This window comes from Streptomyces sp. NPDC043746 (assembly GCF_056436485.1).
The window spans coordinates 181,355-194,311 of sequence record NZ_JBWKCM010000009.1 but is presented as its reverse complement, the minus strand read 5'-3'; the positions used below and the strand labels follow the sequence as shown (position 1 = coordinate 194,311).

The following is a 12,957-nucleotide window of genomic DNA, read 5'->3' as shown; positions in this document are numbered from 1 at the left end:
GAGGCCTTCACTCCGCTCGGCGGAACCGGTGCGCCTCCAGCCCCGCCACGAAGGTGGTCCAGGCCGTCGCGGAGAAGGTGAGCGGCGGCCGCTGCACAGCCTTGGAGTCCCGTACGGCGAGGCGCGCGCCGCCGGAGCCCGGGCCGCGGTCCAGCCGCGCGGTCTCCACGCAGTTGTTCATCCCGGTGGAGCGGCTGCTGCGGCGCCAGAGCGGTGGCTCGGCGGCGGAAGGCGACGCGGGCGGTGCGAGACGGTCGGACATGATGCCCCCCTCGGGCAGTCGGACGTCCTGGCGAGTCGGCGGATCACCGTGCTAGGGGAAGCCGCGGCGGATCGCGGCGACGAGTTCGAGCGACCGGTCCGGCGTCAGTGCGTGCGTCTGCAGGGTGCGGAAGGCCGAGCCGTACGCCTCCAGGTCTTCTTTCCGCTCCAGATAGAGGCTACTCGTCAGGTGGTCGAGGACGACCACATCCAGATCCGAGATGTTCGGAAAGGAGAAGATGACGAAAGGGGAGGTGAGCCCGACATACCCGCCGATCGAGAACGGCAGCAACTGGACCTGTACGTGGGGGAGTCGCGCCATCAGCGTCAGGTGGTCCAGCTGTTCCCGCATCACCTCGGGCCCGCCCACCTCCCGGTGCAGCACCGCCTCGTCCAGGACGGCGGTGAACCGCAGCGGCGGATTCGCGCGCAGCACCTGCTGGCGGGTGAGCCGCACTTCGACCAGGGAGTCGAGACGGTCCGCCGGTAACCCGTCGATCGACGCCCGGGTCACCGCCCGTGCGTAACCGGCGGTCTGGAGGAGCCCCGGCACCACCGAGGTCTCCAGCGTCCGCACCGTACCGGCCTGGGACTCCAGGCTGATGAAGTCGCGGTACTGCGGCGGGATCAGCCCCCGGTAGGCGTGCCACCACCCCGCGCCCCCGCCACCCGCCGACCCCGCGAGCACGTCGAGCAGGGCGCGCAGCTGCGCGTCGCGCACGGCATAGGTGTCGAGCAGGCGCGTCACATCCTCTCGGCTGACCCCGCTGGCGCCCGTCTCGATGCGGCTCACCTTCGACTGGTGCCAGCCGAGCAGGCGTGCCGCGTCCCGGCTGGTCAGTCCGGCGGCGTGGCGCAGGCTCCGCAACTCCTCGCCGAGCTTCCGCCGTCGGACGACGGGGGCGTGCAGCATCCGGGTCTCCTCGCGCTGTGCGGAACGGAACGGGACCGGTACGCACCGCAAGGTCCGGGCCCGCAGAGGGGCCAGTGTGCCCGCTGCCGCGGCCGCAGATGACCCGAATTCACCGCTTCGAGCGACAGATATATGCATATCTTGGCCGAACGTCGTTACAGCGAGCTTCAACAGTGGCAGTCTGGCGCGAAGCACCATCCTGGCCGACCGCCGGTCGGCCGGGGCGCGAAAGGGACGGCGTCGCCATGGCAGATCATCAGGAAGCAACCGTCACCCTGCCGAGCGATCCGGTCTCGGTCTCCTCGGCCCGCAGACATGTGGCCAGGACATTGGCCGAATGGGGCCTCTCTGAGGAGTCGGAGCTGGCCGACACCGTCCGGCTGATCATCTCCGAACTGGCCACCAACGCCGTGCAGCACACCTTCGGCCAGTCGCCCACCTTCACCGTGGAGCTGCGCCTCGAACGTGACGAGGAGCTGCGGCTGGGAGTGACGGACAGTCACCCCCGGTGGCCCCGGCGGCTCCCTGCCGCCGTACGGCAGGACAACGGGCGAGGCATGGTGATCATTCGGTCGCTGGCCCATGAGTACGGCGGGCGGCTCACGGTCGTCCCGACGGCCGAGGGCGGCAAGACGGTCTGGATCTCGCTGCCCTGGGGAGCGCCGGTCCAGGGCTGACGAAACGGTTCGGGAGGGGCCGCACCGGGCCCCCGGGGCCCCTCCCGCGCCGGCGCGGGAGGGGCCCATGCGATCCACGGGGCAAGAGCGTCCACCTGGTGGGTCGGCGGACTACGACCAGGGGATCAGCGGACGCGTCCGTACGAGACGCTCGTGGACCAGATCTTCGCGAGCCGCACCACGTCCCCGGACTTGGGGCTGTGCCAGATCTTGCCGTTCCCGGCGTAGATGCCCACGTGGTAGACGTTCCGGCCGGAGTGGAAGAAGACGAGGTCCCCCTGCTTCCGCTGCGACTTCGCGACCTTGCTGGTCTTGTTGTACTGCTGCTGTGCCGTGCGGGGGAGCTTCTTCCCGGCCTTCTTGAACGAGTAGACAGTCAGCCCCGAGCAGTCGAAACGGCTGGGACCGGCGGCGCCGTACTTGTAGGGAGCCCCCTTCTTCGACGCGGCGACCTTGAGCGCCTTCGTCGAGTGGGCGGTGGCGGCCTCGGCGTCGTTGACGAGACCTGGTGCCATCATCGTGGTCGTCACGGCAAAGGTGAGGACCGAGGCCGTGCCGACCCGGGCGAGCAGAGACGGGACATGAACCTGCGCAGACATGCGCAACCCTTCGTCAGCCGCCTGTGAAGGATGACCTGTCGGGTTCGGGCTGGCGAAGTTGCCCGGCCGCGCGATGCGGCTTCACCCCGAGGGCCTTCCCGGTCTCCCGGTCGGCCCGTACTGCTCGGGTCCTCCACTCCTGCCGATCCACTTCCTGTCGACCAGTCATCCGGGAGGCGGCAGGACTCGGCGTCCACCCGGACCGCCCCGCCGCGGGTGGCGGGGGCTTGTCGTCCCAGGGATCTTGACCTACTCGGTGCCGGATTTCCGAGCCGAAACAGGGATTTGTGAGTCTCCTCACCACTGAGCCGTTCAGGTGGACAGGGCGGATTCGCTCCTGCCGACGAGCCGGGCGCACGCTCTCGTACCAGCGGCGAAAGCGGGCAATTCGAGTACGGGCCGCGCGCCGAACGCAAGTTGAGACGTCGCTCGTGAGGGTGGTCGCCTACGCCGAACGAGCGAGGAGAATCGATCGCGAGTCCGGGCGTGTCGCACCTGCTTGGAGCGGTCCGCTCCGGTCATGCGCGCCCGGCGTACGCAGCAGCTCAGTTCGGGGCCGGTGGCATCGCGACCCGCCCCGCCCGTCGCTCACCGTCCAGTGCCCGCAGCGCCCGTGCCAGCGTCGTCGCATGGATCTGCCGCTCGCCCCGCTCGTGCATCAGGGCCAGGGCGTCACGCAGGGCCGCCGCCCGGGAGGCCAGGGCCTGGGCGGCCCTGAGGGCGCTGTAGGTGTCGCTGCCCCGCGCCGGGTTGATACGTCCCACCTGGTCGAGCACGGCCAGATAGCAGTCGATGAACTCGCCCTCGGCGCGGGTCAGCGCGGGCAGGGGAGGGAACTCCGTCGGCTCCATGGGCGGTTCACCTCGCGTCATGCGGCGGCCGGAAGGGTGCGCGGTCGTCCACGACGTGGTCCACCGGCGTTGCCGCATGACTACCCGTCCGCCGGACGGGGCATGTCGCCTCCCGGCCACCGGAAGGCCCGTGGCGCAGGAGCGGGGCCGGCCCGGGGCGGCCCCGGGGCGCGACGTCCGCGCGCGGTCCGCTGGCAGGCGAACCCGTCGCTGTCCGCACAGTCTCCGGCTGCTCCCCCGCCGTGCCGAACCCGATGCCGAGGAGGACAGGCGCCTCGACGGCGGGCAGGACGCCCCCCTTGCGCGCCCAGCGCGGGCCGGACGACGGTGCGGGAGGCGGTGGCGGGCGGTGCGGGCACGCCCCGGATCGATCGCTGCGACGGGTGTCGCGGGTCGTTCCGGACCAGGCGCTTCGCCAGGGCAGCCGTCGGAGAGACGGCGCCGGTGAGCCGGGCGCGCCCTCAGGACCGCGTCGTCGTCGACGCCGCGAGCACATGCGGGCCTCCGGTCCGGCGACCACGGCTCCGTATACGGTCCGGTCCTGACCGCCGCCCGGGCCGACGCCTCGTCGCCGAACCGGTCCCCATCGAAGGCGCCGGCCCGCTGCTCGACCCCCTGCTCCAGTCGTTCGGCCGCCCGGCACCGGGCACCCCCCCAACAGGTCGCGGCGAAGGCCCAGAGGGCGAGGAGTCCCCGCGCGACGCGTGCCCCGCCGCGCAGCTCGACGAGGGGTACGCCACCGTACGGGGCGTCGGGGCGTCGGGGCGGCGCTGGTCGAGGCCCACCGGAGCGCGGGACCCTCCCCGAACACGTGGTGGCCGACCAGGTGGCGCGGACGGAGATCGGACCGCCCAGGGCTTCATCGTGCAGCAGGCGCTCTTCGGCGACCTGCACCCGACCGACGGAGAACGGCCTGCGCGGGCCGATGGACATCGGACCGCAAAAGGCCAGTTAACGCAACGGAAAAACTTCCGCCCTAACGTGCAATGCCTGGTCGCGGGAGCCGGGTTCCCCGTTCGACGGACTGCCGGACGGGGATAGGGTCCCGCTGCGCCCGGAGGCCGGTGCCGGGCGGGAGACGATGAGGTGGAAGCATGCAACTGACCCCGCACGAGCAGGAACGCCTGCTCATCCACGTGGCCGCCGACGTGGCCGAGAAGCGCCGGGCGCGCGGGCTGCGGCTCAACCACCCCGAGGCCGTCGCCCTGATCACCGCCCACCTCCTGGAGGGCGCCCGCGACGGCCGTACGGTCTCCGAACTCATGGCGTCCGGCCGCACGGTGCTCACCCGGGGCGAGGTCATGGACGGCATCCCCGAGATGCTCCACGACGTCCAGGTCGAGGCCACCTTCCCGGACGGCACCAAGCTCGTCACCGTCCACGACCCGATCGTCTGACGGGGGCGGCGCCGATGTCCCCCGTCGTCCCCGGCGAGATCCTGTACGGGGCCGGTGACATCGCCCTCAACGAAGGGCGCCCCGTCACCCGCCTCACCGTCCTCAACGCCGCCGACCGCCCCGTCCAGGTCGGCTCCCACTACCACTTCGCGGAGGCCAACCCCGGGCTGCGCTTCGACCGGGAGGCCGCCCACGGGCTGCGGCTGCACATCGCCGCCGGTACGGCGGTCCGCTTCGAGCCCGGCATCCCCGTCGACGTCGAACTCGTCCCCCTCGCCGGCCGCCGGATCGTCCCCGGCCTGCGCGGCGAGACCGGAGGTGCCCTCGATGCCTGATCTCCACCGGACTGTGTACGCCGACCTGTTCGGGCCCACGACCGGCGACCGCATCCGCCTCGCGGACACCGACCTCCTCGTCGAGATCGAGGAGGACCGCTCCGGCGGCCCGGGACACGCGGGCGACGAGGCGGTCTTCGGCGGCGGCAAGGTGATCCGCGAATCCATGGGCCAGGCCCGCACCACCCGGGCCGAGGGCGCCCCCGACACCGTCATCACCGGCGCGGTCGTCATCGACCACTGGGGCATCGTCAAGGCCGACATCGGCATCCGCGGCGGCCGGATCACCGGCATCGGCAAGGCCGGCAACCCGGACACCATGGACGGCGTCCACCCCGACCTGGTGATCGGACCCGAAACCGAGGTCATCGCGGGCAACGGGAAGCTGCTCACGGCCGGAGCGGTCGACGCGCACGTCCACTTCATCACCCCCACCCTCGTCGACCAGGCGCTCTCCAGCGGCATCACCACCCTCGTCGGCGGTGGCACCGGCCCCGCCGAGGGCACCAAGGCCACCACCGTCACCCCCGGCCCCTGGCACCTTGCCCGGATGTTCGAAGCACTGGAGGCCTTCCCCGTCAACATCGGGCTGCTGGGCAAGGGCAACACCATGTCCCGCGACGCCCTGTACTCCCAACTCCGTGGCGGGGCACTGGGATTCAAGATCCACGAGGACTGGGGCGCCACCCCGGCCGCCATCGACGCCTGCCTCACCGTCTGCGAGGAGAGCGGCGCACAGCTCGCCATCCACACCGACACTCTCAACGAGGCCGGGTTCGTCGCGGACACCCTCGCCGCCATCGCGGGACGCACCATCCACGCGTACCACACCGAGGGAGCGGGCGGCGGGCACGCGCCCGACATCATCACCGTGGTCTCCGAGCCGTACGTCCTGCCCAGCTCGACCAACCCGACCCGGCCGCACACCGTCAACACCATCGAGGAACACCTCGACATGCTGATGGTCTGCCACCACCTCAACCCGGCCGTTCCCGAGGACCTCGCCTTCGCGGAGTCCCGTATCCGGCCCTCCACCATCGCGGCCGAGGACATCCTCCACGACCTCGGTGCCATCTCGATCATCTCCTCGGACTCCCAGGCGATGGGTCGCATCGGAGAGGTGATCCTGCGGACCTGGCAGACCGCCCACGCCATGAAGAAGCGGCGCGGTGTCCTCCCCGGGGACGGGCGGGCCGACAACCGCCGGGTCCGTCGCTATGTCGCCAAATACACCATCAACCCGGCGGTGGCCCAGGGCCTGGACCGGGAGATCGGGTCGGTGGAGCGCGGAAAGCTCGCGGACCTCGTGCTCTGGGACCCGGCGTTCTTCGGGGTGAAGCCGCAGACGGTCATCAAGGGCGGCCAGATCGCGTACGCGCAGATGGGCGACGCCAACGCCTCCATCCCGACGCCCCAACCGGTCATGCCCCGGCCGATGTTCGGCGCCCTGGGCCGGTCGGCGGCCCGTGGCTCGTACAACTTCGTCACCGGTACGGCGATCGAGGACGGTCTGCCCGAACGGCTGGGCCTGGAGAAGGAGTTCAGGGCCATCACCAGCACCCGGACGGTCACCAAGGCGGACATGCGGGAGAACGACGCCACGCCGCACGTCCAGGTCGACCCGGACAGCTTCGCCGTCACCATCGACGGCGAACCGGTCGAACCCGCACCGGCGGCCGAACTGCCCATGTCCCAGCGCTACTTCCTCTTCTGAGCCGGGCGGACCACCAGTCATGTCACGCGCAGCCCTCCTCGTCCTCGCCGACGGCCGGTTCCCCGCCGGAGGCCACGCCCACTCCGGTGGTGCCGAACCGGCCGTCACCCAGGGGCGCATCCGCACCGCCGACGACCTCGCCGCCTTCTGCCGGGGCCGCCTCCACACCACCGGGCTCACTGCCGCAGCCCTCGCCGCGGCCGCCGCCCACGGCCTCGACCCGCTCGCGCTGGACGAGGCCGCCGACGCCCGCACCCCCTCACCCGCCCTGCGGGCCACCGCCCGCAAGCTGGGCCGCCAGCTGATGCGGGCCGCCCGCGCCACCTGGCCGAGCCCCGAACTCGACGCCCTCGCCGCAACCCGGCCGCGCGGCGCCCACCAGCCCGTCGTCCTCGGCCTCACCGCACGGGCGGCGGGGCTCGGGCCCGAGGACGCGGCGCACTGTGCCGCGTACGAGACCGTCAGCGGCCCGGCCACCGCCGTGGTCCGACTGCTCTCCCTCGACCCCTTCCACGCCACTGCCGTACTCGCCCGTCTGGCACCCGAGGTCGACCGGGTCGCCGCGCAGGCCGCGGAGGCCGCCCGGCAGGGCATCGGCACCCTGCCCGCCGCCTCCGCCCCCCTCCTCGACATCACCGCCGAGGCCCACGCCGCCTGGCCCGTCCGCCTCTTCGCGTCCTGACCGCCGCAGCCACCGCCCGGCCCCGACCGCACCCGCACCCCGACAGGAGCAGCCCATGCACCTCGGCCACACCCACGACGCCCCCGCCGCCGTCAGCGCCGACGCCACCCGCCCCGACGGCACCCGGCGCGCCCTGCGCATCGGCCTCGGCGGACCCGTCGGCTCCGGCAAGACGGCCACCGTCGCCGCCCTCTGCCGCGCCCTGCGCGACCGGCTCTCCATCGCCGTCGTCACCAACGACATCTACACCCGCGAGGACGCCGAATTCCTCCTCCGCAACGCCGTCCTGCCGCCCGAACGCATCCAGGCCGTGGAGACCGGCGCCTGCCCGCACACCGCGATCCGCGACGACATCTCCGCCAACCTCGAAGCCGTCGAGGACCTGGAGGACGCGGTCGGCCCGCTCGACCTCATCCTCGTCGAGTCCGGCGGCGACAACCTCACCGCCACCTTCTCCAAGGGGCTCGTCGACGCCCAGATCTTCGTCATCGACGTGGCGGGCGGCGACGACATCCCGCGCAAGGGCGGCCCCGGCGTCACCACCGCCGACCTGCTGGTGATCAACAAGACCGACCTTGCCCCGCACGTCGGATCCGACCTCCAGCGCATGGCCCGCGACGCCGAGGAGCAGCGCGGCGAACTCCCCGTCCTCTTCACCTCGTTGACCTCCGCCGAAGGCGTCGGGCCGGTCGCCGACTGGGTGCGGGCGCAGCTCGCCGCCTGGACCGCATGAGCGTCCACGCCACCGCCCGCCTCCGCGCCGAACCCGACGGCCGCGGCGCCACCACCCTGCCCCTCCTGGAGAGCGCCGGGCCCCTGGCGCTCCGCCGTACCCGCTCACCGCTCCCGCCCCACGCCCGGGTCACCGTCGTCGGCGCCATGAGCGCTCCGCTCAACGGCGACCGGCTGGAGATCGAGGCCGAGGTGGCGGACGGCGCCCACCTCACGGTCGACGCGGCGGCGGCCACGGTGGCGCTCCCCGGCGCGCGGCCCGACGGCGAGCCGTCCACGTACGACATCCACCTGACCGTGGGGGAGCGGGCCACCCTGCACTGGCTTCCCGAACAGCTCGTCTCCGCCCGCGGCAGCGACCTCCACCAGACCACCCGCGCCGAACTGGCTCCCACCGCGAGGATGTTGCTGCGCGAGGAACAGATCCTCGGACGGCACGGCGAACCCGCAGGCGCCCTCACCACCCGGCTCACCGTCTACCGTGCCGGCCGCCCGCTCCTGGACCAGCAGCTCGCCTACGGGCCGGGCGCACCCGGTGGCTGGGACGGCCCCGCTGTTCTCGGCGGCCATCGCGCGGTCGGCCAACTCCTCCTGGCCGACCCGGCCTTCGAGGACGCCCCGCACCCCGCCCGACTCCTCGGCCCCACCGCCGCCCTCACCCCGCTCGCCGGCCCCGCCGTCCTGGTGACCGCCGTGGCCGCCGACGCCCGCCTGCTCCGCACGATCCTGGACGACGCCTTGCGCGAGCTGCTGGACGGGCTGAAGGCGGGCGTCGGCGGCCAGGGAGTCCGCTGAGCGGACGCCCTTCACCGGTTATGGGTTCGGTAAAGAAACAGGTGTACGCCCTGGCCCCGGGGGCCCCGCAGGCGAAAGGATCCCCGGAGCGACTTCTGCCAGAGAGCCCCGTACTACGACTCCGCCTGGGCGCCCACCGCCAAGATCTGGAGCGCCTACCGGGCCGGTGACACCCAGGCGCTGATCGACGCCGCCGCCCCCGACATGGGCGACCTGGCGGGCAACGCGTCGGCCGAGAACGGCAACGCCGTCCACACCGCCGTCGAGTGCGCCGACGCCAAGTGGCCCGCCAACTGGCGCACCTGGGACCGGGACCACACCCGGCTCCACCGCGACCACCCGTTCATGACCTGGGCCAACGCCTGGGTGAACCTGCCGTGTGCCACCTGGCCCACCCAGCGGCACACCCCGCTGAACGTGAAGTCCGGCAAGGGCCTGCCGCCGGTCCTCATCGTGCAGGCCGAACGCGACGCCGCCACTCCGTACGAGGGCGCCGTCGAGCTGCGGCGACGGTTCGAGGGTTCCCGGCTCATCACCGGGAAGGGCGCTGGCTCCCACGGCGTCACCGGCATCGTCAACCCGTGCGTCAACGACCGGGTGGACGCCTACCTGCTCACCGGGAAGACCGACCGGCGCGACGTGACGTGTGCCCCGCACGCCACGACCAAGCCGTGACGGAACGGTGAACCGGGGGACCGAGCGGTGCCCCGGGCGGCCGGGACCGCCACCCAGCTCAGCGCGTGGCGGTCCCGGCCGTTCTCCGCCCCTGCTCCGCCCCTGCTCCGCCCCTGCTCGGTCAGCCGTGACGGCGGCCCCGGTCCCGGCCCTACGCTGTCGCCGCCGGGCTCAGGCACGGCGGCCCCGGTCGTACGCCGCCAGCCAGGCGTCCTCCGCCGCATAGTCGAACAGCGCCTCCCCGTAATTGCGCGCCATCTTCCAGAACGCCTCCCGCCAGTCCCGCCCCGCCAGCTCCCCGGCCAGCCACTCCACCGTCTCCGGCAGCGACTCGGCGTACCCCGTCACCGGCCGGTACCCCAGCTCCCGCTCCGCCGCGCCCATGTCGTACACCACCGGATGGGCCCCGCTCCACGGGGTGTCGCCCACACCTCCGCCGGGGCTCGGGCCGTCCAGCAGGACCGTCTCCGTCTCCGCCTCCCGGCCCAGCACCGCGTCGATCGCCGCCCCGATCTCCGCGACCGTGGGCGCCTGGGGATCCGCCGCGTTGAGCACCCGGGAGCCGGGCCCGCGGGCGGCCAGCCGGATCAGCTCGGCCGCGTTCGCCACATGGAGCGGGTGGAAGCGGGACTCGCCCCCGTACGCGAGGACCCGCCGCCGTCTCCCGTCCAGCAGCCGCTTCACGAAATACAGCTCACGTGGCGTGCGGCAGTACGGGCCGTGGACCGCACCCGCCCGGAGCAGCGTCACCGGCAGTGCGTCCCCCGCCGCCAGCAGCTCGCGCTCCAGCGCCACCTTCCGAGTGCCGTACGTCGCGTCCCCCGGCGCCACCGTGCGCTGGGTCTCCGGCAGCGGCACCGGATAGCGAGGGAAGCCGCCCGGGTCGGCCTGGGTGTCGAAGCTGCGGCCCCGGTCGTCCTCGTACACCGCACCGCTGGAGATCACCACCGCCGAGCCGACCCGTCCGGAGAGGGACCTCAGCCCGCGTGCGTGCGCCGGGGAGAACGCCACCATGTCGACCAGGACGTCACAGCCCTCACCGAGCGCGCTCTCCAGCGCCCCCTCCTCGTCCCGGTCGAGCGCCACCGACCGCACCCCGTCGTCCCACCGCCCGTCCCGCCCGCCGCCCCGCGAAACGGCGGTCACCTCCCAGCCGTCCCCGGCGAGCGCGCGCACCGCCGCCCGCCCGAGCTGTCCGGTCGCTCCCAGCACCCATGCGCGTCCCTGGCTCATGCACTCGACGCTAGAGGCAGCGGGACCGGCCGGACCAGGCCGATCTGCCGTCGGCGAATCCGCCGTCAGCGTCGCAGTCCGCGGAACTTCTTCGGAGGGGCCGCCTCCTGCTCGGCGGCCTTCACCTCGGCCGCGTACTCGTCCACGTACTCCTGGCCGGAGAGTCCGAGGATCGCGTACATGATCTCGTCCGTCACCGCCCGGATCGCGGCCTTCTGGTTCTCCATGCCCGCGTAGCGGGAGAAGTCCAGCGGCTCACCGAACCGGATGGTGACCCGCCTGATCCTCGGGACGACCTGGCCGGGCGGCTGGATCTCGAACGTACCGACCATCGCGCAGGGGACCACCGGCACCTGCGCGGTGATCGCCATGACCGCCACCCCGACCTTGCCCTTGTAGAGCCGCCCGTCGTGCGAGCGGGTGCCCTCCGGGTAGATCCCCAGCAGCTCGCCCTTGCCCAGCACCCCCAGCCCCTCCCGGATCGCCGCCTGCCCGGCGTCCCTGCCGGAGCGGTCCACCGGGATCTGGCCCGCGCCGCGGAAGAAGAAGGCGGTCAGCCGGCCCTTGATGCCGGGGCCCGTGAAGTACTCGGCCTTGGCCAGGAAGGTGATGCGCCGCTTGATGATGGCGGGCATGAGGAAGTGGTCCGAGAAGGAGAGATGGTTGCCCGCGACGATCGCCGCGCCCTTCTCCGGAATGTTCTCCAGGCCCTGGGTACGGGGGCGGAACAGCACCTTCAGCAACGGCCCCAGCACGACATACTTCAGGACGTAATAGAACACCGTGTGCGTCCACCTCGCTCTGCCGGGCCGGCGTCGGGGCTGCGGACAGTGCAGGCCCCGGCCGCCCGCCCGCGCAGCGCGCGGTCAGGTGTCCTGCGTGGCCAGCATGCCGAGGGTGCAGAGACCCAGCACCACCCAGCCGAACCAGAGCCAGCCACTGCTGCCCAGTGCCACCGTGTACGCCGTCACCGTCACCAGGGCCCCGACCGTCAGATATCCCATGGTCTTCGTCGATCCGGACATGCGCGTACCCTCCTCGTCGGCCGCGCGGCCGTCCACTCCATGGTCACCCCGCGGGCGCCCCCCGCGCTACCGTCGCGCCTGCAATGACGCGAGATAGGCGTTGTACGCCTCCAGCTCCTTGTCGCCGTCGCGGTCGGCGGCCCGGTCCGAGCGCCGGGCGGCCCGCTGCTCGGAGTGGTACCACTGGTAGACCAGCGCGATCAGCACCAGCACGGAGGGGATCTCGCTGAAGGCCCACGCGATACCGCCCGCCCAGTTCTGGTCGCTGAGCGCGTCGATGCCGAGCGAAGCCGGGGGATCGCTGTACGTGCCCACCATCGGTGTGGTCGCCATCATCAGCGCGATCCCGAAGAACGCGTGGAACGGCATCCCCGCGAACAGCTCCAGCATCCGCATCACATAGCCGGGGCGGTGCGGGCCGGGGTCGACGCCCATGATCGGCCAGAAGAAGACCAGGCCGACGGCGAGGAAGTGCACCATCATCCCGAGGTGACCGGCCTTGGAGCCCATCAGGAGGTCGAAGAGCGGCGTGAAGTACAGCGCGTAGAGGCTGGCGATGAAGATCGGGATCGTGAACGCCGGATGCGTGACGATCTTGACGTACCGGCTGTGCAGCAGCTTCAGCAGCAGCTCGCGCGGCCCGATCCGCCCCCGCCCGGCCGGCGGCAGCGCACGCAGCGCCAGCGTCACCGGGGCGCCGAGCAGCAGCAGGATCGGGGAGAGCATGCTGATCACCATGTGCTGCACCATGTGCACGCTGAACATGACCATGCCGTAGTCGTTCAGCTTGGTGCACATCACCAGGAGGATGCTCAGCACGCCCACGGTGAAGGCGATGATCCGGCCGACCGGCCAGCCGTCCCCGCGCCTGCGCAGCCGCACCACGCCGTACCCGTACAGGGCGAGCGCCAGGAGGCTGCCGGTCAGGAAGAACGGCTCCACGGAGAGCTCCAGCCCCCGTCCCAGCGTGAACGGCGGCAGATCCATGTTCATGCCGTGCCCGCTGTGATCCATCTGTCCACTCCCGATGGGGACACGTCCCCGTTTCGTGCCGGTTGTCCGGTACAG

Annotated in this window: 15 protein-coding genes and 1 pseudogene; 8 read left to right on the top strand and 8 right to left on the bottom strand. The window is 72.3% G+C overall.

The features are described 5' to 3' along the window. Positions 1–7: 7 nt before the first annotated feature. Both AC0682_RS13150 and AC0682_RS13145 read right to left on the bottom strand, forming a co-directional pair. Positions 8–262 carry a DUF397 domain-containing protein gene (locus AC0682_RS13150; protein WP_478532794.1) on the bottom strand — a complete coding sequence of 85 codons (255 nt, stop codon included), beginning with the start codon at positions 260–262 and terminating at the stop codon, positions 8–10. Between the two features lie 51 nt (positions 263–313). Continuing rightward, positions 314–1,174, bottom strand: coding sequence for a helix-turn-helix domain-containing protein (locus AC0682_RS13145; RefSeq protein ID WP_478532792.1), 861 nt, complete (start codon positions 1,172–1,174; stop codon positions 314–316). A 245-nt stretch (positions 1,175–1,419) separates the two neighbouring features. Here AC0682_RS13145 and AC0682_RS13140 point away from each other — a divergent pair, with 245 nt between their 5' ends. Continuing rightward, on the top strand, positions 1,420–1,851 hold the full coding sequence (locus tag AC0682_RS13140) for an ATP-binding protein (protein ID WP_478532790.1): 432 nt from the start codon (positions 1,420–1,422) through the stop codon (positions 1,849–1,851). A gap of 125 nt (positions 1,852–1,976) precedes the next feature. On the opposite strand, the gene AC0682_RS13135 is transcribed toward AC0682_RS13140, so the two are convergent. Together AC0682_RS13135 and AC0682_RS13130 are read right to left on the bottom strand one after the other, a co-directional pair. Next, the gene (locus tag AC0682_RS13135) at positions 1,977–2,450 is read right to left on the bottom strand and encodes a C40 family peptidase (protein WP_478532789.1); all 474 of its coding nucleotides are present in this window, start codon (positions 2,448–2,450) and stop codon (positions 1,977–1,979) included. A gap of 545 nt (positions 2,451–2,995) precedes the next feature. Next, positions 2,996–3,301 (bottom strand): hypothetical protein, encoded by a 306-nt coding sequence (locus tag AC0682_RS13130; protein WP_478532788.1) that lies wholly within the window; start codon positions 3,299–3,301, stop codon positions 2,996–2,998. A 1,094-nt stretch (positions 3,302–4,395) separates the two neighbouring features. Here AC0682_RS13130 and AC0682_RS13125 point away from each other — a divergent pair. The 7 genes and pseudogenes from AC0682_RS13125 to AC0682_RS13095 form a co-directional block, all read left to right on the top strand. Further along, complete coding sequence (locus AC0682_RS13125) at positions 4,396–4,698, top strand: urease subunit gamma (RefSeq protein WP_070202554.1); 303 nt, start codon at positions 4,396–4,398, stop codon at positions 4,696–4,698. Between the two features lie 14 nt (positions 4,699–4,712). Beyond that, positions 4,713–5,033 carry an urease subunit beta gene (locus AC0682_RS13120; RefSeq protein ID WP_401688301.1) on the top strand — a complete coding sequence of 107 codons (321 nt, stop codon included), beginning with the start codon at positions 4,713–4,715 and terminating at the stop codon, positions 5,031–5,033. Beyond that, on the top strand, positions 5,026–6,747 hold the full coding sequence (locus AC0682_RS13115; protein ID WP_478532786.1) for an urease subunit alpha: 1,722 nt from the start codon (positions 5,026–5,028) through the stop codon (positions 6,745–6,747). Before AC0682_RS13120 ends, AC0682_RS13115 begins: the two co-directional genes overlap by 8 nt. Positions 6,748–6,766: 19 nt before the next feature. Further along, complete coding sequence (locus AC0682_RS13110; protein ID WP_478532784.1) at positions 6,767–7,429, top strand: urease accessory protein UreF; 663 nt, start codon at positions 6,767–6,769, stop codon at positions 7,427–7,429. Positions 7,430–7,484: 55 nt separating this feature from the next. Continuing rightward, a complete protein-coding gene (ureG, locus tag AC0682_RS13105; protein WP_478532783.1) occupies positions 7,485–8,162 on the top strand; it encodes an urease accessory protein UreG in 678 nt (225 codons plus the stop codon). After that, complete coding sequence (locus AC0682_RS13100; protein ID WP_478532782.1) at positions 8,159–8,956, top strand: urease accessory protein UreD; 798 nt, start codon at positions 8,159–8,161, stop codon at positions 8,954–8,956. The genes ureG and AC0682_RS13100 overlap by 4 nt, the downstream gene beginning before the upstream one ends. A gap of 93 nt (positions 8,957–9,049) precedes the next feature. Further along, positions 9,050–9,631: pseudogene (locus AC0682_RS13095) on the top strand (alpha/beta hydrolase); the annotation flags it as partial. A 171-nt stretch (positions 9,632–9,802) separates the two neighbouring features. Here AC0682_RS13095 and AC0682_RS13090 read toward each other — a convergent pair. From AC0682_RS13090 to AC0682_RS13075, 4 genes are all read right to left on the bottom strand, one after another. Beyond that, the gene (locus AC0682_RS13090) at positions 9,803–10,864 is read right to left on the bottom strand and encodes an NAD-dependent epimerase/dehydratase family protein (RefSeq protein ID WP_478532780.1); all 1,062 of its coding nucleotides are present in this window, start codon (positions 10,862–10,864) and stop codon (positions 9,803–9,805) included. Between the two features lie 65 nt (positions 10,865–10,929). Then, positions 10,930–11,646 carry a lysophospholipid acyltransferase family protein gene (locus AC0682_RS13085; RefSeq protein ID WP_478532779.1) on the bottom strand — a complete coding sequence of 239 codons (717 nt, stop codon included), beginning with the start codon at positions 11,644–11,646 and terminating at the stop codon, positions 10,930–10,932. Between the two features lie 84 nt (positions 11,647–11,730). After that, positions 11,731–11,889 (bottom strand): hypothetical protein, encoded by a 159-nt coding sequence (locus AC0682_RS13080; RefSeq protein ID WP_015607149.1) that lies wholly within the window; start codon positions 11,887–11,889, stop codon positions 11,731–11,733. A gap of 66 nt (positions 11,890–11,955) precedes the next feature. Further along, the gene (locus AC0682_RS13075) at positions 11,956–12,903 is read right to left on the bottom strand and encodes a cytochrome c oxidase assembly protein (RefSeq protein WP_254813072.1); all 948 of its coding nucleotides are present in this window, start codon (positions 12,901–12,903) and stop codon (positions 11,956–11,958) included. Positions 12,904–12,957: the final 54 nt, after the last annotated feature.